The organism is Paenirhizobium daejeonense (genome assembly GCF_014280875.1).
Lineage (GTDB): Bacteria > Pseudomonadota > Alphaproteobacteria > Rhizobiales > Rhizobiaceae > Allorhizobium > Allorhizobium daejeonense.
Map to the genome: position 1 here is coordinate 171,609 of NZ_JACLAL010000005.1, position 24,702 is coordinate 196,310.

The window sequence follows — 24,702 nt, forward strand, 5'->3', positions numbered from 1 at the left end:
CAAGGGATGTCGCACAAAAATGTGCGAAATTTGGATGTCGGTTTGGACACTAAGGGGGTGGCGCAATGAACGCCGCAATCGAAGAATTCGTCATCAATGCCCGCGCCGTCGACTTCGATGTGGCGGCCGACCGGCTGAATGTTCCTGATGCTCCGAAGGGCAAGCCGGAATATCAGGGGCCGTGCCCGCGCTGCGGCGGCAATGATCGTTTTGCGGTCAATCGCAAGAAAGGCGTCTGGGTCTGCCGTGGAGCCGATGGCGGCCGCGACGGGATCGGGCTGGCGGCCCATCTGCTGCATCTCGATCTGCGCCGTCGCGAGGAATTCCTCGAAGCCTGCGCCGCCGTGCTTGGCGAGGAGGTGCCGGAGGGTGCCGAACGGGAAAGCGACGAAGAGCGGGAAGCCCGCCTGAAACGCATCGCCGAGGCAAAGGCCAAGGCCGATACCAACAGGCAGGACAAGGAGAAGAAGCAGGCCGACTTTCGGGAAAAGGAAGTCGGCAAGGCGCGCGGTATCTACCTCAACGCCGTCGATTGCCGCAGGGACGAACCGGACGCCCTGGAGGGCGCGCGGGTCATCTCGTCATACCTGCAGGCGCGCACCGGCTTCGTGCCCGCCGGCGGCGTGTTCGAAAACCTGCGGTTCATTCCGCGCTGCACCTACTGGCACGGACAGGACGATTTCGGGCGGCCGCTGGCGCTGCATGAGGGATGGGCGATGATCGCGCCATTCGTCAACACGGAAGGCCGCATCATCGGCTGCCACCAGACATGGATCGATCTGTCGCAACTGCCGAAGCGCCGGCCCGTGCTGCTCGATGCCGATGGGGCGGCCTTGCCGACCAAGAAGATGCGCGGCACGAAAAAGGGCGGGTTCATCCCCGTCTACGGCGATCCCTCTGCCAAGAGGTGGATGGGCGGCGAGGGGATCGAAACCCTCTGTGCTGTCGCGGCCCCCGAAGGCTGGCGCGACGATACATTCTATTTCGCGGCAGGAGACATCGGTAATCTTGCCGGCCCGGCCGATCCGAAATCGGCGTTCAATCATCCGACCCTGAAGAAGGAAGATGCGGCCGGTCGCCTGCGAGCTATCCGGGTTCAAGGCCCGGTTCCGCGCACAGATTCGGATGCTGGCGATGTTCTCCATGTGCCCGAGCATGTGAGCGAACTCGTCCTGCTCGCCGATGGCGACAGCGAACCCGTGGCGACGGCCTCGGCAATGGCCCGGGCGGAAGCCCGGCATGCGCGCGAGGGACGGCAGGTCTCGACCTGGTGGCCGCCAGAGGGGCAGGATTTTGCCGAGGCGATGGCCGAGGCGATGGGAGGTGGCCATGTTAGGGGTTGAGGGGCGATTTCCTCGGATCATAGGCTCGCTTGAAGGTGTCGATATCAAGGACAGCCTCAAGATGTTTGGCTATTTTTCTCAGATCGCTGGTCGTCTCATAGCGATCGGGCCACTTCTTTCGCGCGTCCTCCGCGCTGATAAGTGCGCATCCGTGAACGTTGGATCCCGTTGGGACAAAAGGCGATCCGAAATAATTGAAGTACTCCACTTCAGGCGGTTGAACTTCCATATCAACAACGGGGCCGATCTCGAAGTCCCGAATGAAGTCGTAGAGCGGTACGTACTCTCTGTTCGTATGTTCGTAAGCCGGGTCTTGTCCCCCGGCGGCGCCAACAGTTGGATCGCAGAGGTTGACACCGATACGCGCAGGGTCCGCCCAGCTCATGAAACCAGCACCAGGATTAATCAGGAAACGTGGCGGGTCGTCTGCCCATGCCCAGTTTCCGTTGTGAAATTGGCGATTGAGCGTTTCCTCGGTAAAACGGGGGTCCCAATTGTAGGGAATGGAAATCGAGCTTCCGCTGAGATTGCTATCGGCTATATAGCCAAATTCCATTGCGCCGATTACCGAATTTCTGACATCGCTATTGTTAATGCTTGCATCGGAATTGATATTGGAATTGGTTATCTGGGAAAATTCTATATAAGATCCCATCATAAAATTATTACCAATATTGTGATTGTTGAATTTGCTGTATTTTATACTTATTCCTTGGAAATTAATCTGGTAAATGAGTGGGTTTATGTTTGTGTGTGTTCCGTAATCGCGGAAACCTTGCACTGCCTCCAATGTAAGCCGATTGAAATTTGGGGGAAAATCGACCCCCGAAATAATGGGATTGTGTTCGCAGTACTCGCCGTTGGGGAGAGGCTCGCCAATAGTCTTACATCCCAGGAATATATCGTTGGGCGGAGTATCGCTCTTCAGCAACAGATTGAGCGCGTAGCCTTTGCCAGTGTCTCCGCTCTGCCGGCGATAGAGGCGTTCCCAGGCGCGTTCTATCTGGGTTTCCACTCGCTCGGTGCGTTCCTCGCGTTTGGCATCAAGGTCAATCCACAACTGAAAGACCGTCAGGGTTCCAACGACGACTGCCGCGATCCGCGGAATCGGGCTCGTCGTCAGCCATCTGTCGAACGGGTTGATTACACGCTCAACTGCCTCGACGATCTTTCTCATTATGCAAATCCCTGCCCGAATCCCGTGGTGGTGAAGAGCGAAGGTTAACACGTATGTCCACCACAACTTCAAGTACTGGCGTGCCGGCTGCCGTCGCGAGGATACTCGCGCAGGCGCAGGCGCAGCGCGCGGGCTACGGTGAAAACCCCGAAACCCCTGAAGGCCCTGCGGGCGAGCCGGTCGCGGCCATTGCTGGTAACAGCGATGCCGATCCGGCCGTCGTGGAGTTCTGCGCCGAGTTCGACCATTCCGATACCGACAATGGTAAGCGGCTGCGGCTGCATTTCGGCGACGACCTGATGGTGGTCGCGCAGGAAAAGGGCCGATCTCCGACATTCGCGGTCTGGACCGGATCGCATTGGGACGTCGCCAATGGTGGCCAGAAGTCGCGGGCGATCGCGCAGCGGCTGGGTGACCGGATCGCGGCCGAGACGGCTTTCATCAGGCCGAACGCCTATGAGCAGATGGTGCTCGACCAGGCCGAGGCGGCGCGCAAGAAGCCGGAGAGCGAGCGCACCGCGCAGGAAAAGAAGCTGGTTGCCGAGGCCGACAAGGCCGATGAAGGGCATGGCAAGCGGATCAAGCGTCGGCTCGACCATGCCGTGACCTCGAAGAACGTCGCCAAGATCAACGCCATGCTGGAAAGCATCGCGCCGCATATCCTGCGCAGCCCCGACGATTTCAACGCCGACAAGTGGATGGTGGCGGTGAAGAACGCCACGTTGAAATTCGAGCGCACCATGGCCAAGCGAAAAAACCCGCGCCATGTGAGCCTCGAGGATACGCCGGATGCGCCCGAATTCATCGACGTCTGCACCGATTTCCGCCTGAAGGTGATCGAAGGTCACCGCCGCAGGGACCTGATCACCAGCGTCGTGCCGGTGGCCTATGACAGAAAGGCCGTCTGCCCGCGATGGGACGCATTCATTTCCAGCAAGTTGCCCGATGAATCGGTTCGGCGGCTCGTGCAGGTGAGTTCCGGTCTCAGCATGCTTGGGATCACCGTGCAGTACCTGTTCTTCCATTATGGCAACGGCGCGAACGGCAAGTCGGTCTACATGGAAACGCTTTGCCGGGTGCTGGGCGAGGCGGCCGTCACGCTGCCATCGACCAGTATCATCGGCGAGGGCGGTTCGTCAGGTAGCGCAAGCCCCGATCTGGCGCGGCTCTATGGCAAGCGCTTGCTGCGCGTGAAGGAGCTGCCCGAAGGCGAGGACCTCAGGGAAAACCTCGTGAAGGAATTGACCGGCGGCGAGACCGTCACCGCTCGCGACCTGTTTTCCGGCTACATGGACTTCGAGCCGAAATTCATCGCCATGATGAGCGGTAACGGATATCCGCGCATCAGCGGCACGGATGACGGCATATGGCGGCGCATGGCCGTGGTGCACTGGCCGCGCCAGATCGCCAAGGAAGACAGGCGAGAGTTTCAGGATGTGATCGCTTCCTTCGAGCCCGAATATCCAGGCATCCTCAACTGGCTGATAGACGGCGTGCAGATCTATCTGCGTGAGGGGCTGGTGATCCCGGAGGCCGTCGTGCAGGCCACACAGGCCTATCGTGACGACATGGACCGCACGGCGGCCTTCGTTGCCCGCTGCATCCAGCGCGACGACGGCGCGCCGGCCGTCGAGGGCAAGGTGCTCTACCAATCCTATTGCGACTTCACCATCGACCAGGGCGGCAAGCCGATGAACAACACCGCCTTCGGGCGGGACATGGGCAAGAAGTTCGAAAAGGACCGATCGTCGGGCGTGGTGCTCTACCGCGGCATTCGCCTCGTCAATGTGCCCTATGTCGACCGTGGCAACGAGCCGCCTCCCGGCCGCTTCGATGAGCCATTTCCGGATGATTTCCGATGACGAAGGCCCCGCAACCCCCTCGCGGCCCGGCTCTAACCGTCAGAAATCCCGAAAACTGTCTGACAGTTCTGACAGTTGAACGGATAGTTCAACGGATAGTTTGAGGCAAAAAATGCGAATGAAAACAATGCTTGCTGACAGTTCGGATAGTTTTTCCCCGCCTATATGTAAAGGGAGTGGGGAGGTGCGGAGAGCGCCATATGTAATGCGGAAATATCTGTCAGAACTGTCTAACTGATTGAAATATAATAAATAAACTATCCGAAAACTGTCAGGTTAACTGTCAGGAACTGTCAGAAAGGTTTGATCATGAAAGCCGTGACCATTGAGAAGCTGTTGATCTGGGCTTTTACGCAGGAATTGCCCAAGGTGGGAAGTGGGGATTTGGGTGTGGGCATCGGTCTCAGCAGCGCTTGGGCGATGACGCGGGATTTCGCGGTGCTCGGAACGCTGATCGACCGCTCGCCCAACATCTATGGCGTGGTGCCGGATTTCCTCGAATATGGCGAGCCGCATCCGGATGCGCTGGCGGCAGGTGCGGCCGTGCGGGCGATAGCCGAAATGACCTTCTCCATCCCCGATGGCTGGCAGCCATTCCCGGAATGGCCGGACGAGCATGGACTGATCGCTTCCGAGGTTGCGCGCGTGGTGGAAGAGCAGCGGTTGAAGGGCGACCGCGTCTCGGGTCGCTATGTCGTGGCGCTGGTCACCGGCTCGGCCATTCTCGGGTTTGGGCCGGACTGGCGGGCGGATATGCCGCGCACCCAGATGGTCAAGCATGCCGGCAAGGAGGCGTGGTTCGTCACCCGCAAGGCGCGCGACGCCTTCGGACGGGTCTATGAATACGAAACGGACGGGTTCGACCGCCGCAAGCAGCGGCCGGTCAAGGGCGCCTATCGCAAATACACGCTTTCAGATCCGATCCGCGGTGCAATCCTGTCGCGGCTGGAGTGGGAACTCTGGCAGGATGCCCTGTCATACCTCGCCAGATCGCTCGCGAACAGGCTTGAAGGCCATGCCATTGCGCCGTTCGTTCCCGACCGTCATCCGTGGCGCAGGCGTGCACGTTCTGCAAATTCCTCACAAGGTTTTGATATGGCTGGATAAGTTTTTCTGGATGCGGCCTTGAGGTGCGGCAGTTGGTTGACATAGTATAAGCACACTGAAAAAGGTTAGGAAAACCCGCTAGGCCATCGCCCGGCGGGTTTTGCTTTTCCGGGCCTGCTTTCGAGCCGATGGAGGCTGTCATGAACCCCGCCGCTGTAATGGCGGCATTCCAGAAAGGTGCGTGCGGTGTCTGACGTCGTCTTCGATGCGTCCGAGATCGAACAGTTGGGTAGGGCGATTGCCAATCTGCCCGGCGAGATTAAGGGAAAGGCCATGGCGCGGGCGATGAGCCGTATGCGCGACATGGCCAGAACGCGGATCGTCCGGCGAAGCGCCGAGCGTGTGAAATTGCCGGCGGGGACCATACGAGAACTGACGACTGCGCATTTCAACGCTGGCGGAAACTCGATCGAGATCATCGAGAAGTCGGGCTGGATCAGCCTCTACAAGTTGGGCGCGACGCAAACGTCGAGAGGCGTTCGGGTTCGCCTGCGAGGATCGTACCGGCACGCATTCATTGCGACGGTAAAGGCAGGCAAAGACGGCGCTACCCATACCGGAGTGTGGCGTCGAGTGCCGGGCACGAAGATGCCAAGCAACCCCAAAAAGGAGCAGATCCGCGAACTGTTCGGGCCGAACCCTGCACACGATGTCACCAACAATCCGGATGTGTTCCTGGAAGTGCTGGCGGAACTAATCGAGGATCACCTCGCGCCCCGCGTCCTCCACGAACTCGACCGCATCCTCCCCCGATAGGGCGGGTCGGCCGTCGGGGGCCGGGCACCCCACCCCCCGGGGTCAAGGGACCGTATCCCGAAAACGCCCCCTGCGGGCCGGGGCGACCCCGAAAACTCGCCAGACAAACGGTTTAAAATATTGGGTTAACGGGGTTAACGGGGTTAACGCGGCGGTTAACGGACGGGTTAACGATGAGCGATGTCATGTGGTCGATAGCGCAGATTGCTGCGCGCGACGCGGTATCAAAGCCGGCCGTATCCAAAACCGTCAAGAAACTAGTCGAAGCGCGGCCGGAGACGCCGGTGGAGCGCGGCGGGCAGGGGCAGGTCCTTCGGGTCTCGCTCGCTCACTACGATGAGTTTCGCCAGCGCTTCGTTAACCCGGCGAAGGCGACCGCGCCGATCCGGGCCGGCGACGATGACCAGATGTCGGGGCGCTCCACTGGTGGGCGGCCTCTTCGTGATGAGGATAGCTTCGACGAGGCGCGGCGACAGTCCGAGTGGCTGAAGGTCGGGCGCGAGAAGATCCGGCATCAGGAAGAGTGCGGACAGCTTATCCGTCGGGATCGGACAGAAGACGCGATCAAGGAGATCGGCGCCAAGCTGCTGGCGATCATTCGCCGGTTACCCAACCAGGCTGATGCGGTTGCGCTGGCCGTTTCGAAAGAGGGCGTTCACGGGGTCCGTGTCCTGCTTCGGCAGATTGCCTTCGAGCTCGGCAATCAGATGGCCGATGAACTGGAGGCGATCGCCGCGGCAGCGCCCGAAACTGACCCGTTGATCGAGGATGAGGAAGCGTGACATTCCATCCGGGGGCGTTTCGCGCAATCGGCATTGCGATGGCAGGCGCCATCCGCCCGCAGCCTCCAGTCCCGTTCGACGCATGGCTGCCGAAGAACATCGTGCTGGTGGACGGCCCGCGAAAGGGTGAGCTTTGGGCTCCTGAAGACGCACCGTATCTGGTCGAGATCGCGCAGTGCCTCAGTCAGGAGCATCCGTGCAACGAGGTCACGGTACGCAAGTCGCAGCAGACCGGCGTGTCGATCCTCGCTCTGGCGTGGATGCTCTACCTGTCGGAGAATGCGCCCGACAACATGATGTATGCGGTGCCAAGCATCGACATGCTGCAGGACATCAATTCCGGCAAGCTGCAGCCGCTGATCGACGCCTGGGCGAAGAAGACGGAAAAGACGGTCATCTTTCCCGATGTCAGTCGATCGGGGCGCGGCTCGACGATCTACGAGAAGCGGTTTTCCGGCGGCTCTATCTATCTCGCCAACGCTAACGTGGTCACCGACCTGTCGGGCAAGACGACACGATACGGCGTCAAGGATGAGGTGTCGAAGTGGCAGATGCTGCCGAACGGCGCGGACCCGGAGAACCTGTTCTTCGGCCGCTTCACCGCGTTTCGCCGGCAGAAGACGTTCAAGATCTTCGGCCTGTCGACACCGGAACTAGATAGTGGCGACGCGCTCGGCGACGGGCCGGGGCATTGCAGAATCGACCGCGATTTCCGACGTTCCGACCAGCGCTTCTGGCACATACGCTGCCCGGAATGCGGAACTGAACAGGTGCAGCGGGACGCCTATCTGCTGATTGACAAGAAGCATCCGCACAAGACGGTGCTGCAATGCCTTCAGTGTGAGCACCACATTTCGGAGATGGAGCGAGTTCCGGCGGTCCGGCACGGGCGTTACATCCCCACGCTTTCCGGCCCGGATCGTCATCCCGGGTTCCATGTGGACGCCTTTATGTCGCTGATGATGTCCTACGAGGCGATTGCCGAGGACAAGATCAGCTACGAGGCGAAGGGCGAAGCCGGCGCGAAGGACTATCATAATCTGGTTCTGGCGCTGCCATACCAGATGAAGGGGAATGCTCCTGACCATCAACGACTGATGGAGCGAAGGGAGAGCTACCCGGCCGGCACGATTCCGGCAGGCGGCCTGATCCTCGTCAGCGGAGCGGACGTGCAGAGCTACGGCATCTACTGCGAGGTCGTGGCCTTCGGTGAGGATCGGCAAAGCTGGAACGTCTGTGCGGAATTCCTCGAGGGGGCAACCGACAATCCGCAGGCTGGCGCGTGGCTTCTACTCGAGGAATTTACCGAGCAGGAGTTTCCGGATGCCTTCGGGGTCCTGCGCAAGATTGAGGCGCGCGGAGTTGATAGCGGTTACCGCACCAACCAGGTGCTTGAATGGTGCCGCCGTCATTCGAACGCCTATGCGGTGAAGGGCATGCCGGGACGAGGCGTCCCGGCGATCAGTCCGCCGACCAGAAAGTCAGTCACCAAACGTGGCAAGCGGAAGCGTTACGGTTCCGCCATGACATGGCCGGTCGGGACGTGGTCCCTGAAAGCCGAGCTTTACGGCAACCTGCACAAGACTGGTCTCAGGTCCGGCGAGGCCTGCGATCCGCCGGGTTATTGCCACTTTCATGGCGAACTGGGCGAGGAGTATTTCCAGCAGCTGACTGCGGAGTATTTCACGCAGAAGCTGACCAAGGGAAAGCTGCATGAGGAGTGGGCGCTCCGGCGAGAGCACAATCACTTCCTCGACTGCCGGATCTACGCGATGGCGATGGCGGAGCATCTCGGGCTTTCGCGCCTGACGAAAAGTCAGTGGGCGGCACTCAGGGCCAAGTATGAGCCGGAAAACGTTCCGGATCTTCTGTCACCGGCTTCCGTCGTGGTTGCTGCGGCAACGCCTGCAGAAGTCGCGCCGCCGCCTGAACCGACATCGTCGAAAAAGCCCGGCTCTTCGTGGGCCGACAAGTGGAAGAAGCGGAAATGACGACGACAGCGGAGAAGCCACGGATACGCGTCCGGGCGGGCAGCAGTGTGGTTCCCGCACCGCAGACCGCGCCTCGTGTCCGGGCGAGCTATATGCGCGATACGCCTTCGGGCGTGATCGCCTCGCGGCCGGCGTCGCTTCGCGAGCATCGTGACGAGATCCGTCGTGTCTGGTGGCGGGCGGCCGCGCTTGCGATGGACATGCTGCAGAACTCCGGGCGCCTGCGCGGTGCTGCCGACCAGATCATCGCCGATACGGTCGGTGTCGAGCTTCAGCTCAACCCGCGTCCTGATCTTTCGGCCTTCGGCTACGACCAGAAGGAAGCGATCGAGTGGACACGTCTGGTCAAGTCGCGGTTCAAGGTCTGGGCGTGGTCGCCGCTGGAATGCGATTTTCGCGCCAAGTTCACGCTTCCGCAGCATACAGACGTTGGCGTCCGGCATTGGCTTGCCTTCGGAGAGAGCGTTGGCATTGTTGAGTATCTTCCGCTTTCCCAGCGCCTGCCGGGAACGAAGACGGGAACGAAGTTCCTGCTCCTGTCTCCGCAGAAGTTGGTGCAGGAAACCAACGAGGCATCTGGCCTATATCAGGGCATTACGCACGACGCTTATGGACGCCCGACACACTACCGCTTCGAGGAGAGGCGAGACGGGATCACGGTCAAGACCGATTACGCGGCGCGTGATGCCGATGGCCGGCAGCTCGTCATGCATGCCTTCGATCCGTTCTCGTCCGATGATGTTCGCGGCCTCTCGCCGCTGGCAACGACGTTTCGGAAATATCTGATGGCGGAGAACACCGAGGATGCGATTGCCCAGGTTCATTTCATGCAGACGATTTATGCCGCCATCCTGAAAAGCGGCAAACCGTCTGCGGAGGCGTTCGAAGCACTCAGCTCGCTCAAGGAGAGCGGCATTGAGGGCGCAGATAATGTCGCTGAGGGCCTTATGGCCTATTACGGCAACAAGTTGGAGCGAGCGGCGGAGGCCGAAGTCCGTTACGGCGAGGGCGCGGGTGTGTCGCATCTTTCCCTTGATGAGGATCTCGAATTCAAGACCATCTCGACACCGGGAGGTCAGTCGATACCATTCATCGCCTCGCTGCATCGCGAGCAGGCCCGGGCGCTCGGCATTTCCTATGGTGGCTACACCATGGACTACACGGCATCGACCTATGCCTCAACCAACATGGAGAACTCGGCGCTTTGGCCGTTGGCGCAGCGCCGGACAGACCGTATCGCCGCACCGCATGTGCTGGTGCCCTATGCATCGTGGCTCGACGAGGAGATCGGCGAGGGCCGAATTCCGTTCAAGGGCGGCTACGAGGTGTTTCTCGCGAACCGCGAGGCGATCCTGTGGGCGCTTTGTCAGGGACCAAGCAAACCGACCGCGGACGATGAGAAACGCGCCAAGGCGTCGAGCGAGCGTATCGCCAACGGTACCGGCACACTCGAACGGGAATGCGGCGAACTGGGAGACGATCCGGAGGAGGTGTTCGAAAGCCGGTTGATGTGGCACGAGCGCTATGTCGATGCCGGCATGCGGAGCCCGTTCGAACGCGGCTACGGCTCGAAGTCTTCGACCGAGGCGCAGCAGCAGGGAGCATCGGCATGACGAACCCTGTCAAGATCGGCGGAGTCACTGTCGATGTCGAGGACCCGTGCGCGCTTTACGCAGCACTTGCGGCCGCCAAGGCTAAGCGCCTGGCCGGCGAACAGGTCGAGGAGACCGAGATCCGCTCGCCGGTAATGCACCAGCGTCTCAAGGTGGCATCGTCGAGCATGGCAGACATAGACGCCGAACTGGTACGCCTGCAGGCGGCCTGCATGGCGAAAACCAATGGCTGCCGCCCATCGCGGCGCTGGAAATTCCGCTTCTGAGGATCGGTCATGAGCCTTCGTTACGCACATATCGCCCAGCGGATCTTCAACACTCCGCTGATGTACGACCCGCGCAAGGCCGAGGCCTTTCTGCACGGTCTGGGTGGCCGGATCGCCGGAGACACGATCGTCATTGCCAATCCAGAGGGGGCAGTTGACCATGTCGCCGGGTCGAATGGTCGCCCGCTCGCCGGCAAGATCGGCAACAGGATCGAGCGTGCTTACACCCGCGCCAACATGCTGCCTTTCGACATGATCGACAACGTCGCGATCATTCCAATCGAAGGGTCGCTTGTGCACAAGGGAGGCTGGGTCGGTGCTGCATCGGGAGAGACATCCTATCAGGGCCTTCAGGCTCAGATCGCGATAGCACGCCGCTCGAATCTCGTCCGTGGCGTCGCCTACGAGGTCGACAGCTACGGGGGCGAGGTGAATGGCGGTTTCGAAACGGCCGCCGCGATGGCGCAGCTCTCGAAGGAAAAGCCGACCATCGCCATCCTGACGGACTACGCCTATTCGGCCGGTTACCTGCTCGCGTCGCAGGCGCGGCAGATCGTCATGCCCCGGTACGGCGGAGCGGGGTCGATCGGCGTGATCATGATCCATGCCGATTACAGCCAGGCGCTGGACGAGGCGGGCATCCGCCTCACCATCATTCGCGCCGGCAAGAAGAAGGCGGACGGCAACCCCTATGAGCCGCTCAACGCGGCGCTTGCCGAACAATGGCAGGAGCAGGCGGAATCGATGCGGCAGGATTTCGCGGAAACCGTAGCCAAGGGGCGCCGTGGCCGTATCACCAAAGCCAAGGCGCTTGGAACGGAGGCCGGCGTCTATGACGCCGCCGAGGCGGTGTCGCTTGGTCTAGCCGATGCTGTCGGCGATCCGATCGAGGCGTTTGACGCCTTCGTCAAGGAAGTGAACCGGAGCTGATTATGTCCAGTCTTTTTGCAACCATCCGGGCTGCGGTGCGGCCCGGAGCGCTCCCCCATGGCCTCGATGATCTCGGGGTCGAAGCGGATGCCAATGCATCCAATCTTGAAACGCCTCCCTCGGAGGCCAACCCCACAGGAGGCTCTATGTCTGACACCCAGACTGTGGCCGGTGCAGCCCAGGCTGCCGCCGCGACCATTGCCGCCGCCGCTGCCGCCTCCGGTGGTTCCGACGGCTTCAAGACTGCCATGGACCGCATCAACGCGGCCCTCGGCGCTGACAGCATCAAGGGCGACGCCAAGCGCATGGGCGCAGCGCTCGACCTCGCGAACGCTTCGCCCGACATGTCCGCGGAGGCTATCGTGGCCTTCGTCACCGCCAATGTTCCGGCAGCCACCGCCTCGGCCGAACCGCCGAAGCCGGCGCAGCAGGGGGCGGCGTCGGCTGCCGCCACCTACGAACAGCAGCGCGTGGCCGCCGCCAATCTGGCAATGCCGGGTGGTGGGACGAGCGCGGCTGCCAGCGGCCCGAAAATCAACCGTGACGCCATTTTTGCGGCGCGTCGCAACACCCAGAAGGGGGTATGATCATGCCGACCAGTTTCACTGAAACTCCCCGCGATCTCGCCTTCGTCCTGTCGGAGGCGAACCGGACGCTCTCGCGCGAACCCATCACCATCGTCTCTGGTTCCGGCGTTGTCAAAGCCGGCACGGTGCTCGGCAAGGTCACCGCAAGCGGCAAGTATACGCCGTCGCCCAATGCCAGCACCGTCGGCAAGGAGGGTGCCGAAACGGCTACCGCCATCGCGGCCTACGAGGTCGATGCGACCTCTGTGGATGTTGCGACCGTCGGCATCACCAATGATGCCGAGGTGAAGAAGCCGATGCTCGTCTACGACAGCACGGTCAACGACGACACCAAGAAGGCGACGAAGCTCACCCAGCTCCGCGCCGTCACGATCAAGGCACGATAAGGAGAACGACCGTGACCGCACCGAATGTCCATACCTCCGACCCGTTCAGCCTTGAAAGCCTGACGGCCGCCGTCAATGCCGTGCCCTATCGGCCCGGACAGGTCAGCGCCTCCGGTATCTTCGAGGAAGACAGCGTCTCGACCACGCTGATCTCGATCGAACGTCGTAACGGCAAACTCGGCCTTGTCGAGCCGACCGCTCGCGGCGGTCCGGGCGAGACCACCGGTGACGAAGATCGAACGAAGGTTCCGGTCATCATCCCTCATTACCAGCGCGACGACAGCATTCTTGCCGACGAGGTGCAGAACGTCCGCGAATTCGGGACTGAAAGCTCGCTGGAAACCGTCGAAGGGCGCATCAACCGCAAGGCGCAGCGTCATGCGGCGGATCTGACCATGACGCTAGAACATCAGCGTGTCGGCGCTATCAAGGGCATCGTGACCTCGAAATCCGGCGGTGTTCTCGTCAACCTCTACAACACGTTCAGCATCGCGGTGCCGGCCGATGTTTCGCTTGAACTCGACGTGGACGCAACACTGGTTACGAGCCTTTGGCAGGATGTCGTCTATTCCATCGAAGACTCTCTCGATGAACCTTATGACGGGTTTCACGTTTTCACCGGCCGCGGCTTCCACAAGGCCCTGTGGCAGCACAAGTCTGTCAGGGATACCTTCCTCTACAACGGAGGCGCCACCGTGTTGAGGCAGGATGTTCCCGATGTCTTCGAATGGGGCGGCGCCACCTGGGAACGCTACAAGACCGGTGCCAAGGCGACGGCCGATCTCGGATCTCCCTATATCGCCGATAGCGAGGCCCGCGTCACAGTGAAGGGTGTACCGAACCTGTTCATCACCCGGTTCGCGCCGGCGGACTACAAGGAAACTGTCAACAGCCCGGGCCTGCCGTTCTACAGCCGCGCGCCGGAAAAGACGAACGGCAAGGGCAACGACCTCGAAGTTCAGATGAATGCGATCTCGCTGTGCACGCGCCCGGAGGTTCTGCGCAAGCTGACGCTCACCTGACATTCATCGCCTCGCAGAATGAGGAGGCCGGTTGTCCCGGCCTCCTGTTTTCAAGCGCCATCCTCATGATGGCACTCGACAACAGGAGAGGTACTCCCATGAGCAAGATCACCATTGCATTCCCGCAGGGCGGCATCATCCCCGGCGCGGTTCTCGGCAAGAGCGAGGATGTCCATGTCGACGCGCTGGCACCGATCACGGTTCCCGAACGCTACGGCCGCCACCTGATCGCCGACCGCTTTGCTGTCGAGGTCGCTGCGCCGGAGAAGCCGAAGAAGAAATCCGTAACGCCGTCTTCCGACGCCTCCGCCGCGCTTGCTGCGGCCGAGGCTGCTGTGGCGGCGGCGCAGGAAAAGCTGGCGACCGCCGGCGATGACCTCGCGGCGAAGGCCGAAGCGGAGACTGAGGTGAAGGCGGCGGAAGCGGCGCTCGCAGCCCTGAAGTCCTGATCATGGTCGACTGGGCATCGGCTCGGGCGATGCTCGAGGATACGGTGGCGGGCGTGTTCGATGTCACGCCCTGCCAGCTTGTCGGTTACAGGCAGGGGCAATCGGTCAATCACGGGATGCAGGTCGATTACAGCAGGCCTGCATTCGACTTTCTCGGGACCATCGATCTCCAGCCGCCCGCCGACAGGCTCACCCGCCATCCGCCGGGCGATCCCGGTACACCGGGCGCGACAGTCTCCTACGCGGCGGTGCTGACGGCGCATGTGGGCGAATGGCCGTGGCGGCCGCGAAATGGCGACCGGGTCGTCAGTGGCGGACGCACATGGCGGATCGAGGCCTCGGAGCGGGACGGCTCCTCGCGGCCCGCCTGGTATCTCTCGGAGGTGAAACATGCTGGCGGCTGAGGCGGTCCGGCTGGTGGCCATGGAAATCCTGCTGCCGACCGCAGCGCAGGCCGCCGGCGGCCCTTATCCGACCCTGGCAGGGGCGCGGGTGTTCGACAGCCGGGCGCCGTCGCTCTCTGATATCGACGAAGAGGCGGAATATACGCCCGTCCTGTCGCTCTACACGCCGGAAAGTGGGGTGGCACTTCGTGGCCCCCTGACGGATGCCGGTGACGCCGAGGCAGATGCCGTGCTCGACGTTGTCTCGGAACTCTGCATCGTCGCCCGCGATGGCGACGGACCAGCTTTCGCCGACGCCATGGCCGATGGCGATCCATCGGCGCGGCTGGTTCTGGCGGCTCTCGCGTCACGGGTCCGTTACCTGCTGGAATTCAGCCCGGCCGGGCTGGCCTGGCGGCGACTGGTGCGGAGGGTGATCCGGGTGGAAAACAGGACATTCGCGGTCCCTGAATACGGGCTGCGCTGGCATCGGATGACGACGCGGTTTCACCTGTCCATCCGCGACGACGATTTCAATGTGGCGGCTGGAGGGCTTCCCGAACCGATCCGTAATGTCTGCGACGCATTACCGGACGGCAGTTATGCCAAGGCCCAGTTACAGGCGCTTGGCGCGCACTTTGCCGCCGAGCCACCTACCGCTCTCGCCGGCATGGACTTCACGGCCCGGATCCCGGGCGGAACCGAAATCAACGGCGTGGTGGGCACGCCGAAACCCTGACGCCCACATCACCGGAGGCATCCATGACAGTGCTCTATGTGGCGGCTCCCGGCCGCCTGATCCCGAACGGCTGGCCGGAAGACGGCCGACCGATCGATCCGCTCTCGCAGTTTCATCGCCGGATGGTCAAGGACGGCGATCTCATCGTGAAGCCGGAAAGCTCCAAGAAGAAGGACGACGCCGATGGCAAGTAATATTCCGAGCGGTCTCATCGCGCCGCTGCTGGCGTTCGACGTCGAGAGCGGCGGCCAGTTTTCCAGCGACAACCGTGCCATCCTGCTTGGCCATGGCCTCGCCGCCGGTGCGCTCGCCGTCTCCGGTATCGCTCTTTGCGGCAGTGTCGAGGAGGCGCGCTACCTTGCCGGTCGCGGCTCGATGCTGGAGGCGATGTTCATCCGCATGCGGCGCAACGCTGCCGCGCAGGAAATCTGGCTCGGGCGCGTCGATGAGGCGACCACGGCGGAGGCGCGGACCATCACGGTCGGCGTGGTTCCGGCGGCCGGCGGGCAGGGCGTCTTGCAGATTGCCGGCGAAAGCGTGGCGATCAATATCGCAGCCGGCGACAGCGCCAATGCGGTGGCGACTGCGCTTGCCGCGGCCATCAACGCCTATATCAATCCGGTCACCAAGATCTCCCTGCCATTCACCGCGGCTGCCGCGACCAATGTCGTGACTATTACGGCCCGGCATAAGGGCGTCTACGCCTCCGGCATCGACGTCTACATCCCGGTTCTCGACGGCGCGAACGCGTTCTCTGGCATCCTGACATTCGCGGTCTCGATTGCAGGCGCCGGCACTCCCGATGTTTCCGCCGTGCTGGCGGCAATGGGAGACGACCCGTTCGAGGTCGTCGTTTCGGCCTTCAGCGACGATGCGAACCGCACGCGCCTCGACGATTTCCACAGCAACGTGTCGGGCCGCTGGTCCTATCTCCAGCAGCTCTACGGTCATGTGTTCTATCCGAAATCCGGCACCACGGCGACGCTCGCCACCTCGGCGCTGGCCAAAGACAGCTGGCATCTCACCATGATCCCGCTGTTTTCCAACGGCGGCATGGCGCGGCCGGACTATGAGTTCGTCGCGGCCGTGGTCGGGCGCATCGCCTCGTTCCTCGATGGCGGCTCCGACGGTCGCGTTTCTGTCAACCAGTCTGGGCTCGTGGTGTCCGATGTGATCGCACCGCGTGATCGCGATTACTGGCCGGAATACCCGACGCGCAACAGCCTGTTGTCGAACAGCGTGTCTACCTGGTTCGTGGATCGCTCCGGCGATATCGCCATCGACAAGATCATCACGCAGCAGCAGACGACGAACGGCGTTCCCGACTCGGCGATGCGGGATATCCAAGCGATTTATCAGACCACCTATTCGCTTAAATATCTGCGGTCACAGCTGGCTTCCGAACATTCGAACAAGGCTGCTGTGGATGACAACCCGGGCAACTTGCCGACCTTGATCACAGCCAAAGATGTTCGTGCCACATTGGTGAATTCGATGGTTGAACTGTCGTTGCGCGGCGTTCTGGAGGTGTCCGCCGCTGTGTTGGACGCCATTGTGGTCACCCGTAACGCGGATAATCCGGCTCGCTTCGATATCGGCCTCGACATGGATCGCGTCAACCCCGCCGACATTTTCGCAGGCCTCGCCCGCGTGTTCGCACAGGTCTGAGGCGCCGCCGGCGCCTCGCATCCCCTTCACGGGCCTAACCCCTCACAGGAGAGCCAGCCATGGCAGACAAGGACTTTGGCGGGCGCATGAGCGTCCGTCTTTCGAGCGGTGAATACCTTTCGTTGCGCGGCACATTTTCCGTCCAGCGCGGTCGGCAGAGCAATGAATCTATCACCAATCAGGACGGTTCGAACGACCGGATTGGTACGCCGACCTCGCCGCGTGCCAATGTCGTGTTCAAGGACAGCGGGGTCGATTTCGACGCGTTGATGAGGGCGCCGCGGCAGAACATCGTCATCACCGAGGAATTTACCGGCGTGACGCATCATTTCATATCCGCGTTTTTCGTCGGAGACTCCGACAGTAACCGCCTCAACGGCGAGGTGAGCGGCCTCACCATTTCCGCCGGGAACTATCGGCGGACGGGTGACTGATCATGGCTGAGCATGTCGTGAAACTCTCCCGGCGCTACGAGGTGCCGGGTGGCCTGCCGTTCGACAGCGTCGTGCTCCGGGAGCCGACCTATGTGGATACCTATACGGACGGTCTGGGATTTCCAGAGGAATGGCAGCCGAACGGGCAGGGCGGTGGGATGCTCATCACCTACGCGTCGACCATCGATGCCTATCTCCGGAGGCTCGTGAAGGTCGGGTCTCCGGGCTACGAGAACCTCGCTCTGATTTCCTCGCTGGACGGCAAGAAGCTTGCCGACAAGGTGATCAGTTTTTTCCGGGAGGCGGCGCCTGCGACGTCGCCGCCGACCACCTCGTCTTCCGGTTTGGATGGGACGCAACCCGCGTCCAGCGAATGACGCTCTCGGAAATCGCCTGGTGGGCAAACCGGGCCGTTCAGTATCGTAGGAGGTGACCATGAACCGCGTCATTGAGGCGGCCCTCAAGATCTCCGCGATCGACAAGACGGGGAGGGTGTTCAAGAACATCGCCGACAAAATGGGCGATGTGAACAGGCGGGCCGGGGAGTTCAACCGCCGACAGGGCATGCTGGCGCGCGGAACCGCTGATATGTACGCCATGGTGGCGCGCTATGCCGCTCCGGCCGCGATTGCCTATGGCGCCAAAGTTGCTCTCACCGATTTTGCCGCGTTGGAACGGCAGATGACCCGTATCGGCATCACGGCCGATGCGACCAGCGAGCAGACATCCAAGGCATTTGCCGAGGCGCAAAAGGTCTCTAAAGACCTCAACTATGACAGCGTCGCTCCCGCCATCGAGGCGCTGGATACGCTGGTTTCCTCCGGGAAATCTCTGGAGGAGGCAATGGCGTTCCTGCCGTCGGTGCTGGCCACGGCGCAGGCGTCTGGGGCAGCGACAGCCGACATCGCCAATACCGGCTTGAAGGCCGCCGATGCGCTGAAGATTGAGACGTCGCAGTTGCAGCGTGCTTTCGACATCATGGTCATGGGGGGCAAAGCCGGACAGTTCGAACTCAAAGACATGGCGCAGTATATTCCGGGCCTTGCGAACAGCTTTGCCACGCTCGGTTATGACGGCGAGGACGGGCTGAAGCGGTTGGTCGCCATCCTGCAGACGATCCGCGAGGACACTGGCGATGCCAGTTCTGCGGCAACGCAGGCGCAGAATATCTTCGGCAAGATGTTTTCCGAGGAAACGGCCAACAAGTTCAAGAAGTTCGGCGTCGATCTTCGCAGCGAAATGCAGGCGGCTGCGAAATCCGGCGAGGATGCCGTTTCCGCCTTCGTGCGTCTCTCGAAAGAGGCGATCAAGGGCGATCTGTCGAAGCTTCCGCTGCTGTTTTCCGATCAGGAATTCCGGCTCGGCATGCAGTCGCTGATCACCAGCGAGGACAGCTTGCGGAAATTCCTCGAGCTGATGAATTCGGCCGAGGTGAATGGCACTGTGTGGCGCGATGTCAATCGCGTGATGTCGGATACGCAGGCATCGATCGACCGCATGTCGAACAGTTGGGAAAAGCTGAAGACGAATTTCGGCAAGGCGATTGCGCCGACGGCCACCAGCCTGATGGACAGTGTGTCGAGCAATCTCGACTACCATGCCTCTGTCAACGCCGGGCTGGAAAAGCGTGGCATGGGCTGGTGGGAACGGACCCAGTGGGGGCTTACCAGTACCGACGACGAAAAGATGCAGGCCGCCATCGAGGGCGGCTACAGTGACAAGAAGGCGATCGCGGAGTATCGCCAGCGGCAGTATGAGAGCGGCAAGGTCAAGGCCTCTACCGGGCGGCATAACCTGCCGGTTGTCCGTCAAGAGTTTCCGGGAGGGGATCGGCATCTCAACGCCCGCGACCTGCCGAAGACCGATGTTCCGATTCCCGGTGCGCGCCCGGCAGCGCCGATGCAGGGGCCGTCGCGTCCCGAGGCTCCGAAGATCGGGGCAACGCCGGCAATCGCCGATATGGGGCAGTCTGCGGCGGGCCTCTTCCGCCTGCCGTCGAAAGGCGAATGGCAGGATGCGCTGAAAATCGACATCGGGACCGACGAACTGAAAAGCGGCGGCGAGGAGGCGGGGCGCAGCATTGCCGATGGAGGCCGGCAGGGGGCGGATGCCATCAAGGAATCGTCCGGCTTTTTCAAGGTCGCCGGCGTCGACGTGGCTGCCGCGATATCCAGCGCGGCGGACAAAATGGTCAGCGCCGCCGCCGCATTCAACCGCACCATGGCCCAGAGCACCGGGGTCGGCGCTCCCGGGCGTCCTGCCGTCAACGCCGATACGGGCCGCAGCATGCCGCCGCAGAAGCCGGGCGGCGGCGGCTGGTGATTTCGAGGATCTGAGACATGCGTGACTGGGCGAAAACCCTCAGACGGGCGAGCTATCGCGGCGTGCCGTTCTGGGTCGACATGGACGAGTTTTCCGGCGGGAAGCGGTTGGCGCGGCATGAATATGCCGGGGGACGCACGACCTATCTGGAGGAAATGGGGCTGGCGACGCCGGCTTATGACGTGACGGCCTATCTGGTTGGCGACCTGAGCGATGTGCAGGCGAAGGCTTTGGAGGCGGCGTGCAATGCGGCCGGTCCCGGGCGGCTGGTGCTGCCGATGGATGGCGGACAGTTGGCCTATGTCGAGGGCTTCCGGCGCAGCCGGTTCAAGGACCAGCGGGGCTATATCGCCTTCGCCTTCACGGCGATCCCGGCCGGCAATATGCCCGGCGCCATCCTCGGCGTGGGCGACGTGACGGCGGCGGTGCTCGGCACCCTGTCGTTGGCTGCCGCTGCTTTTGGCGGGTTCTTCTGATGGCTGCGGACAGGCAGGAAATCTGCGACTGGCTCTCGGCACTGGCCTCGATGCTGGTGATGGATGTGCTTGATGCGGCCGACGTCGCCGACAGGCTGGTGGCCGCGCAGGATCTCGACGCGGACGGCTTCGCCCTGGAGACGATCTCGCTGATGCGGATCGTCGCCGAGAGCGTCACGACGCCGGCCGGGTTCGATGCGATCAAGGTCGTGGAGTTCGTCGCAGCCGATACGACCGATGCGGCGGCGATCCTGCTGGCGGTCGGTCTCTGTATCGCAGGGCCGCGGGCGGGCTGGATTTCGCGGCCGCAGGCGCGGGCAGGGCGTGAGCGGATCGGGGCGACCGGAACGGCGGCGCTGGCGCTGGTGTCCTCCCGTGGCGCGGTTGCTGTCGATCTCTATGTCTGGCTGTCGCGGCTCGTCGATGTCTCGGTGCGACTGGTCTCCGATCAGGCGGCGGATGCCGTGCCGGTCGTGCGGGTCGAGACCGGGATTTCGCTGCCATCGACCGTGCTGGCCTATCAGCTCTATGGCGATGCCGGCCGGGCGGAGAGCCTGGTGGATATCGCCGGGGCTTCGACACCGATGCTGATGCCTGTCGCCTTCGACGCGCTGGAGAGTTGAGTGACCCTGCCTGTATCCTATGGCCCGCTGGAGACTGTCGTGGTTTCCGGCCTGCCGCCGATCATGTCGATCGATATCAAGGTATCGGCGGAGGAGGCGGCGCGGTCCGCGAGTGGTGAATTCGTCATCACCGGCTCAGGCCTCCCGGTGGCTCCCGGCATGGAGACGAGGATCACGGCCTCCGGAGACCTGATGCTGACAGGCTATGTCCGCGACGTCTCGACCGGCTATGATGAGGCCGACCGGACGTTGTCCTGTGGGCTGGTTTCTCGGACCGTCGACTACGTCGAGTGCTCGGCGGTGCATGAGAGCGGCGAGATCCTCAACAAGGATGTCGCCGCCATTGCCAAGGAGCTGGACAGCTACGGAATCGGGATCGAGACAGACGGCACGAAGCTGCCGGTCGAGGCGCGGCATAAACTCTCCGTTGGCGAGAGCGCGTTCGCTTCGATCGAGCGGCGCATTCGTGGGCGTAAACTGCTGCTCCACGATACGCCTGAGGGTCGGTTGAAGCTCGCCTCGAAACCGGGTGGAGTTCACAGCGGCACGCTACGGCGCGGGGTCAATATCCTGTCGGGCGCGAGTGCCAGTTTCACGGAGCGCGGACGCTATTCCGAAACCCGCATTCGCGGGCAGGCGACTGTCGGCACGGAGAAACAGCAGCTCAGGCCGCAGGCAACGGCCACGGATAGCGGCGTCACGCGAAAACGCGTTCTGATCCTGCCGCATGAGGGCGAGGCGACCATCGACCGGATGCGGGAGCGGGCTGTCTGGCAGGCACGGCGGGCAGCCGGCGCGGCCGTGACGGCCTCCATCCCGGTGAGTGGCTGGCGGGACGAGGGTAATCGGATCTGGCAGCCGAACTGGCTGGTGCAGGTCAAGGATGACTGGCTCGGTATCAGCGGGCTGATGATCATCAAGAGCATCGCGTTCCACCAGAGCGACATCACCTCTGCGACGCTTTCGCTGGCCGACCCCCGGGCGCTCGGCGGAGAGAACCCGCGCGGGAAATCGGCGGATGGCTATGCCGCGCCCGGTGCAGCAGATGCGGAGTATGCAGACGAATGATCCGCTTCGATTTCGATGGCCGCGTCGAGGAGAAGGGCGGGCAGCAGTTCGTCTCCGGACGCGGCGCTTACGGCGATGGCTATACCCGGATCTACCGGCCTGAGCCGCATGGTTTCGCCTCCAGCCCGATCAAGGGCGGCAAGGGCATTTTGCTGCCCATGCCGGGCAATCCGGATTTCGCGGTGGTTCTCGGCGGCGAACATCCTGGCAAGCGGGCGGCGGACCTGCCTAGTGGCGGGACCGCTATCTATGACAGCTCGGGCAACATCATCAGCCTGGTCGGAACCAAGGTCCGGCTGGTTGCGCCGGTTTTCGAATTCGTCGGTGACATCACCATCGACGGCAGCATTTCCATGACCGGCGGCATCACGGCGGCCGGATCGATCGTCGATGGCGACGGCAATAACGGGGCGTGACCATGATCCGCATCATTCCGGTCGATGAGGCCGAGGAGCCCTATCGTGGGCCCGATCTCGGCTGGGACGGCACTGTCGGCGACCTGATCCTGAACGGGCTCGACCATGCCTCCGCCCCCGGCGATCTCCGGGCAGAGCATGGGCTGGCGACGCAGGTGCTAATCCTGCTGCAGACGGATCGCCGGGTCGAGGACAGCGAGCTGCGCGACGGCGAGGAAAACCGGGGCTGGATTGGCGATAGTTTCGACCTGATGGATGGCGAGACCGCGCTCGGCTCGCGCCTCTGGCTGCTGCGACGCAGGGCGATCTACGACGGCATCGAGACCGACATCGAGGACTATGTGCGTGAGGCGCTGGAACCCCTGATCGAGCAGGGGGCGGTCGCTTCGATGGATATTGCGGTCACTGCCGACCGGCCGGCAAACCGGATCGAATATGAAGTGATGCTCTACGGGCGCGACGGCGAGCGCGTCTACAACGGAAAATTCGAACTTCTCTGGAGGCAGGTCAATGGCGTGGTCCATCCGCTCGCTCGATGACGCCTCGGCGGCGATCCGCGGATCGTTCCGTCGCTGGCTGCCCGGGAGCGACACGGCGCTGAAAAACAATTTCGTGACGGTGGTCGCGAAGGTCCTGGCCGGCATATCGCATGAATTCGAGCTGCGCATGGGCTATCTGGCGCGGCAGATGTTTCTGACGAGTGCGACGGGGAAATTCCTCGAGCTGCACTGCTCGGATGTCGGGATCTACAGGAAAAAGGCGTCCGCTGCGGCGGGACAGGCTGTCGGAACGGCTGCAGCGAGCACCGCCTATCCGGAGGGCATCCGCTTCGTTTCCGGCAATGTCACATACGTTTCGACCGCGGCTGCGACATCCGGCGCGGATGGCAGCCTGACGCTGGCCGTCATTGCAGAGACCAAGGGCTCCAACACCAATCGCGATGGCGGTGGGCTGTTGTCTCTGGCCGATCCCGGCCTCTATCCGGATCTGTCGACGACATTCGAGGTGGATGCGGACGGGCTGGGCGGCGGCGCCGATATCGAGACCAACGATTCTCTCAAGGCACGTGGCTTGCAGCGCAAGCGAAACCCTCCGGGCGCAGGGAAGCTCAGCGACTACGAACGCGAGGTGCGGGCCGTCTCCGGGGTCAAGCAGGCATGGGCGTTTCGTGGGCAGAACCCGGGCGACGTGTTCGTCTACTTCCTGTTCGAAAACCGGCCGGGCTATATCCCCGAGGCCTCCGATGTGACGGTGGTGCAGGCGGCGATCGATGCAAAACGGTTGATCCGGTCCGATGCCAGTGAAGTCGTTGCGCCGACGGCGCATCCGGTCGATGTGACGATCAGCGGGCTTTCTCCCGACAATGAGGAGATCCGCGCCGCGATCGAGACGGCCATTGCCGATATCTACCTGACGAAATGCCGCCCCGGCATCGCAGGCAACACATTCACCCTGTCGCGGAGCTGGATCGGCGAGGCGATTTCCGGGGTAGCAGGCGAGGAAAGCCACGTTCTGGTGGCGCCTGCCGCCAATATCGTGCTGACGGGCGGGCAGTTCCCGACGCCCGGCACCTACAGCTATACGGCCTGATCCATGCGCAACACCTATGAGCATACGCGGACGAGCATCGGCTCGGACGAGGGCGATGGCATTCTCATCGTCGCACCGTCGGACGCACTCACCGCACCGGAGAATGACGACCTGATCGGGGCGGCACTTTCGTTCTGGCCGCAGGGGGCAGCATGGGGGACGCCGGATGGTCAGGCGATGTCGCTCGCCTCGGTACTGGCGCGATTTACCCGCGTGCTGATCGACCCGTTTATCTGGCTCTATGCAAGGGCGTGGAGGCTGGCGCGGGAATCGACCGTCGCCGGCGTCGACGAGCTGCTGACCGACTGGGAGACGGACTACGGCCTGCCGGACAATTGCGTGACCGGAGAGACCAGTCGCGCCGAACGATTGAGGGCTCTGGAAGCCAAGGTTCGCGCGCTGGCCGTGGCGACGCCTGGCGAGTTCATCGCGCTGGCGGCCGGATACGGCTTTTCGATCACCATCACGGAACCAGTGATTTTCGAATGCGGGTTTTCCGAATGCGGCGGCGAGCACGAAACGGGCGCTCCTGGCGAGGAGACCTACTGGCTGGTGCATGTTGCCGATCTCGCGGTCGATTATTTCGAATGCGGCTTTTCCGAATGCGGCCATGACCCGCTGTTCGACCTTGGCGATGCCGAACGCCTGATGTGTATCCTGCGCCGGCTCGCGCCGGCCTGGACCCTGCCCATTCTCGCCAACGACTGACCTC

Annotated in this window: 28 protein-coding genes; 27 read left to right on the plus strand and 1 reads right to left on the minus strand. The window is 62.5% G+C overall.

Annotated elements, in window-relative coordinates; genetic code table 11:
* Positions 1-65 precede the first annotated feature (65 nt).
* Positions 66-1,343, plus strand: a complete 1,278-nt coding sequence (locus H4I99_RS13365; protein ID WP_163905238.1) for a DUF7146 domain-containing protein — start codon at positions 66-68, stop codon at positions 1,341-1,343.
* On the opposite strand, the gene H4I99_RS13370 is transcribed toward H4I99_RS13365, so the two are convergent.
* Positions 1,333-2,520, minus strand: a complete 1,188-nt coding sequence (locus tag H4I99_RS13370; protein ID WP_163905240.1) for a hypothetical protein — start codon at positions 2,518-2,520, stop codon at positions 1,333-1,335. The two genes, H4I99_RS13365 and H4I99_RS13370, sit on opposite strands and share 11 nt — an antisense overlap.
* Before the next feature lie 53 nt (positions 2,521-2,573).
* Between H4I99_RS13370 and H4I99_RS13375 the strand changes: the two genes are divergently transcribed.
* The 26 genes from H4I99_RS13375 (at position 2,574) to H4I99_RS13500 (ending at position 24,698) form a co-directional block, all read left to right on the plus strand.
* Positions 2,574-4,382 (plus strand): DNA primase family protein, encoded by a 1,809-nt coding sequence (locus H4I99_RS13375; protein ID WP_163905242.1) that lies wholly within the window; start codon positions 2,574-2,576, stop codon positions 4,380-4,382.
* Positions 4,383-4,691: 309 nt separating this feature from the next.
* On the plus strand, positions 4,692-5,489 hold the full coding sequence (locus H4I99_RS13380; RefSeq protein ID WP_163905244.1) for a hypothetical protein: 798 nt from the start codon (positions 4,692-4,694) through the stop codon (positions 5,487-5,489).
* A gap of 186 nt (positions 5,490-5,675) precedes the next feature.
* On the plus strand, positions 5,676-6,245 hold the full coding sequence (locus H4I99_RS13385; protein ID WP_163905246.1) for a hypothetical protein: 570 nt from the start codon (positions 5,676-5,678) through the stop codon (positions 6,243-6,245).
* 173 nt (positions 6,246-6,418) lie between these two features.
* Entirely contained in the window at positions 6,419-7,027 is a 609-nt protein-coding gene (locus H4I99_RS13390; RefSeq protein ID WP_163905248.1) for a hypothetical protein, read from the plus strand.
* On the plus strand, positions 7,024-9,018 hold the full coding sequence (locus tag H4I99_RS13395; protein ID WP_163905250.1) for a terminase gpA endonuclease subunit: 1,995 nt from the start codon (positions 7,024-7,026) through the stop codon (positions 9,016-9,018). The genes H4I99_RS13390 and H4I99_RS13395 overlap by 4 nt, the downstream gene beginning before the upstream one ends.
* On the plus strand, positions 9,015-10,631 hold the full coding sequence (locus H4I99_RS13400) for a phage portal protein (protein ID WP_163905252.1): 1,617 nt from the start codon (positions 9,015-9,017) through the stop codon (positions 10,629-10,631). Before H4I99_RS13395 ends, H4I99_RS13400 begins: the two co-directional genes overlap by 4 nt.
* Positions 10,628-10,897, plus strand: coding sequence for a hypothetical protein (locus H4I99_RS13405; protein ID WP_163905254.1), 270 nt, complete (start codon positions 10,628-10,630; stop codon positions 10,895-10,897). The genes H4I99_RS13400 and H4I99_RS13405 overlap by 4 nt, the downstream gene beginning before the upstream one ends.
* A 9-nt stretch (positions 10,898-10,906) precedes the next feature.
* A complete protein-coding gene (locus H4I99_RS13410; protein WP_163905256.1) occupies positions 10,907-11,827 on the plus strand; it encodes a S49 family peptidase in 921 nt (306 codons plus the stop codon).
* Between the two features lie 2 nt (positions 11,828-11,829).
* Positions 11,830-12,414 (plus strand): hypothetical protein, encoded by a 585-nt coding sequence (locus H4I99_RS13415; protein WP_163905258.1) that lies wholly within the window; start codon positions 11,830-11,832, stop codon positions 12,412-12,414.
* A 2-nt stretch (positions 12,415-12,416) separates the two neighbouring features.
* Positions 12,417-12,800, plus strand: a complete 384-nt coding sequence (locus H4I99_RS13420) for a head decoration protein (RefSeq protein WP_163905260.1) — start codon at positions 12,417-12,419, stop codon at positions 12,798-12,800.
* An 11-nt stretch (positions 12,801-12,811) separates the two neighbouring features.
* Positions 12,812-13,822, plus strand: a complete 1,011-nt coding sequence (locus H4I99_RS13425; protein WP_163905262.1) for a major capsid protein — start codon at positions 12,812-12,814, stop codon at positions 13,820-13,822.
* A gap of 98 nt (positions 13,823-13,920) precedes the next feature.
* A complete protein-coding gene (locus H4I99_RS13430) occupies positions 13,921-14,271 on the plus strand; it encodes a hypothetical protein (protein ID WP_163905264.1) in 351 nt (116 codons plus the stop codon).
* Between the two features lie 2 nt (positions 14,272-14,273).
* Positions 14,274-14,675: a hypothetical protein gene (locus tag H4I99_RS13435; RefSeq protein WP_163905266.1), complete on the plus strand. Its 402-nt coding sequence runs from the start codon at positions 14,274-14,276 to the stop codon at positions 14,673-14,675.
* Complete coding sequence (locus tag H4I99_RS13440) at positions 14,662-15,393, plus strand: hypothetical protein (protein ID WP_163905268.1); 732 nt, start codon at positions 14,662-14,664, stop codon at positions 15,391-15,393. The genes H4I99_RS13435 and H4I99_RS13440 overlap by 14 nt, the downstream gene beginning before the upstream one ends.
* A 23-nt stretch (positions 15,394-15,416) precedes the next feature.
* Positions 15,417-15,587 (plus strand): hypothetical protein, encoded by a 171-nt coding sequence (locus tag H4I99_RS13445; RefSeq protein WP_163905270.1) that lies wholly within the window; start codon positions 15,417-15,419, stop codon positions 15,585-15,587.
* The gene (locus H4I99_RS13450; RefSeq protein ID WP_163905272.1) at positions 15,577-17,061 is read left to right on the plus strand and encodes a hypothetical protein; all 1,485 of its coding nucleotides are present in this window, start codon (positions 15,577-15,579) and stop codon (positions 17,059-17,061) included. The genes H4I99_RS13445 and H4I99_RS13450 overlap by 11 nt, the downstream gene beginning before the upstream one ends.
* A 59-nt stretch (positions 17,062-17,120) precedes the next feature.
* Positions 17,121-17,495: a phage tail tube protein gene (locus H4I99_RS13455; RefSeq protein WP_163905274.1), complete on the plus strand. Its 375-nt coding sequence runs from the start codon at positions 17,121-17,123 to the stop codon at positions 17,493-17,495.
* 2 nt (positions 17,496-17,497) lie between these two features.
* Positions 17,498-17,872, plus strand: coding sequence for a hypothetical protein (locus H4I99_RS13460; protein WP_163905275.1), 375 nt, complete (start codon positions 17,498-17,500; stop codon positions 17,870-17,872).
* A gap of 58 nt (positions 17,873-17,930) precedes the next feature.
* Entirely contained in the window at positions 17,931-19,817 is a 1,887-nt protein-coding gene (locus H4I99_RS13465) for a phage tail tape measure protein (protein ID WP_163905277.1), read from the plus strand.
* Between the two features lie 17 nt (positions 19,818-19,834).
* Positions 19,835-20,293, plus strand: coding sequence for a DNA circularization N-terminal domain-containing protein (locus H4I99_RS13470; protein WP_163905279.1), 459 nt, complete (start codon positions 19,835-19,837; stop codon positions 20,291-20,293).
* Positions 20,293-20,916 carry a hypothetical protein gene (locus H4I99_RS13475; RefSeq protein WP_163905281.1) on the plus strand — a complete coding sequence of 208 codons (624 nt, stop codon included), beginning with the start codon at positions 20,293-20,295 and terminating at the stop codon, positions 20,914-20,916. The genes H4I99_RS13470 and H4I99_RS13475 overlap by 1 nt, the downstream gene beginning before the upstream one ends.
* A complete protein-coding gene (locus H4I99_RS13480) occupies positions 20,917-21,984 on the plus strand; it encodes a phage baseplate assembly protein (protein WP_163905282.1) in 1,068 nt (355 codons plus the stop codon).
* Positions 21,981-22,400 (plus strand): phage baseplate assembly protein domain-containing protein, encoded by a 420-nt coding sequence (locus H4I99_RS13485; protein ID WP_163905283.1) that lies wholly within the window; start codon positions 21,981-21,983, stop codon positions 22,398-22,400. Before H4I99_RS13480 ends, H4I99_RS13485 begins: the two co-directional genes overlap by 4 nt.
* 2 nt (positions 22,401-22,402) lie before the next feature.
* Positions 22,403-22,939: a phage GP46 family protein gene (locus tag H4I99_RS13490; protein ID WP_194362110.1), complete on the plus strand. Its 537-nt coding sequence runs from the start codon at positions 22,403-22,405 to the stop codon at positions 22,937-22,939.
* Entirely contained in the window at positions 22,911-23,990 is a 1,080-nt protein-coding gene (locus H4I99_RS13495) for a baseplate J/gp47 family protein (RefSeq protein WP_163905285.1), read from the plus strand. Before H4I99_RS13490 ends, H4I99_RS13495 begins: the two co-directional genes overlap by 29 nt.
* Before the next feature lie 3 nt (positions 23,991-23,993).
* Positions 23,994-24,698 (plus strand): putative phage tail protein, encoded by a 705-nt coding sequence (locus H4I99_RS13500; RefSeq protein ID WP_163905286.1) that lies wholly within the window; start codon positions 23,994-23,996, stop codon positions 24,696-24,698.
* The last annotated feature ends 4 nt before the right edge of the window (positions 24,699-24,702 follow it).

Excerpts from the sequence above, each read along its gene's own strand:
- H4I99_RS13365 (WP_163905238.1), top strand. The coding sequence starts at position 66 with ATGAACGCCGCAATCGAAGAATTCGTCATCAATGCCCGCGCCGTCGAC.
- H4I99_RS13455 (WP_163905274.1), top strand. The coding sequence starts at position 17,121 with ATGGCAGACAAGGACTTTGGCGGGCGCATGAGCGTCCGTCTTTCGAGC.
- H4I99_RS13450 (WP_163905272.1), top strand. The coding sequence starts at position 15,577 with ATGGCAAGTAATATTCCGAGCGGTCTCATCGCGCCGCTGCTGGCGTTC.
- H4I99_RS13500 (WP_163905286.1), top strand. The coding sequence starts at position 23,994 with ATGCGCAACACCTATGAGCATACGCGGACGAGCATCGGCTCGGACGAG.
- H4I99_RS13470 (WP_163905279.1), top strand. The coding sequence starts at position 19,835 with ATGCGTGACTGGGCGAAAACCCTCAGACGGGCGAGCTATCGCGGCGTG.
- H4I99_RS13375 (WP_163905242.1), top strand. The coding sequence starts at position 2,574 with ATGTCCACCACAACTTCAAGTACTGGCGTGCCGGCTGCCGTCGCGAGG.
- H4I99_RS13440 (WP_163905268.1), top strand. The coding sequence starts at position 14,662 with ATGCTGGCGGCTGAGGCGGTCCGGCTGGTGGCCATGGAAATCCTGCTG.
- H4I99_RS13475 (WP_163905281.1), top strand. The coding sequence starts at position 20,293 with ATGGCTGCGGACAGGCAGGAAATCTGCGACTGGCTCTCGGCACTGGCC.
- H4I99_RS13430 (WP_163905264.1), top strand. The coding sequence starts at position 13,921 with ATGAGCAAGATCACCATTGCATTCCCGCAGGGCGGCATCATCCCCGGC.
- H4I99_RS13380 (WP_163905244.1), top strand. The coding sequence starts at position 4,692 with ATGAAAGCCGTGACCATTGAGAAGCTGTTGATCTGGGCTTTTACGCAG.
- H4I99_RS13460 (WP_163905275.1), top strand. The coding sequence starts at position 17,498 with ATGGCTGAGCATGTCGTGAAACTCTCCCGGCGCTACGAGGTGCCGGGT.
- H4I99_RS13490 (WP_194362110.1), top strand. The coding sequence starts at position 22,403 with ATGATCCGCATCATTCCGGTCGATGAGGCCGAGGAGCCCTATCGTGGG.
- H4I99_RS13465 (WP_163905277.1), top strand. The coding sequence starts at position 17,931 with ATGAACCGCGTCATTGAGGCGGCCCTCAAGATCTCCGCGATCGACAAG.
- H4I99_RS13390 (WP_163905248.1), top strand. The coding sequence starts at position 6,419 with ATGAGCGATGTCATGTGGTCGATAGCGCAGATTGCTGCGCGCGACGCG.
- H4I99_RS13400 (WP_163905252.1), top strand. The coding sequence starts at position 9,015 with ATGACGACGACAGCGGAGAAGCCACGGATACGCGTCCGGGCGGGCAGC.
- H4I99_RS13495 (WP_163905285.1), top strand. The coding sequence starts at position 22,911 with ATGGCGTGGTCCATCCGCTCGCTCGATGACGCCTCGGCGGCGATCCGC.
- H4I99_RS13410 (WP_163905256.1), top strand. The coding sequence starts at position 10,907 with ATGAGCCTTCGTTACGCACATATCGCCCAGCGGATCTTCAACACTCCG.
- H4I99_RS13435 (WP_163905266.1), top strand. The coding sequence starts at position 14,274 with ATGGTCGACTGGGCATCGGCTCGGGCGATGCTCGAGGATACGGTGGCG.
- H4I99_RS13370 (WP_163905240.1), bottom strand. The coding sequence starts at position 2,520 with ATGAGAAAGATCGTCGAGGCAGTTGAGCGTGTAATCAACCCGTTCGAC.
- H4I99_RS13420 (WP_163905260.1), top strand. The coding sequence starts at position 12,417 with ATGCCGACCAGTTTCACTGAAACTCCCCGCGATCTCGCCTTCGTCCTG.
- H4I99_RS13485 (WP_163905283.1), top strand. The coding sequence starts at position 21,981 with ATGATCCGCTTCGATTTCGATGGCCGCGTCGAGGAGAAGGGCGGGCAG.
- H4I99_RS13415 (WP_163905258.1), top strand. The coding sequence starts at position 11,830 with ATGTCCAGTCTTTTTGCAACCATCCGGGCTGCGGTGCGGCCCGGAGCG.
- H4I99_RS13445 (WP_163905270.1), top strand. The coding sequence starts at position 15,417 with ATGACAGTGCTCTATGTGGCGGCTCCCGGCCGCCTGATCCCGAACGGC.
- H4I99_RS13405 (WP_163905254.1), top strand. The coding sequence starts at position 10,628 with ATGACGAACCCTGTCAAGATCGGCGGAGTCACTGTCGATGTCGAGGAC.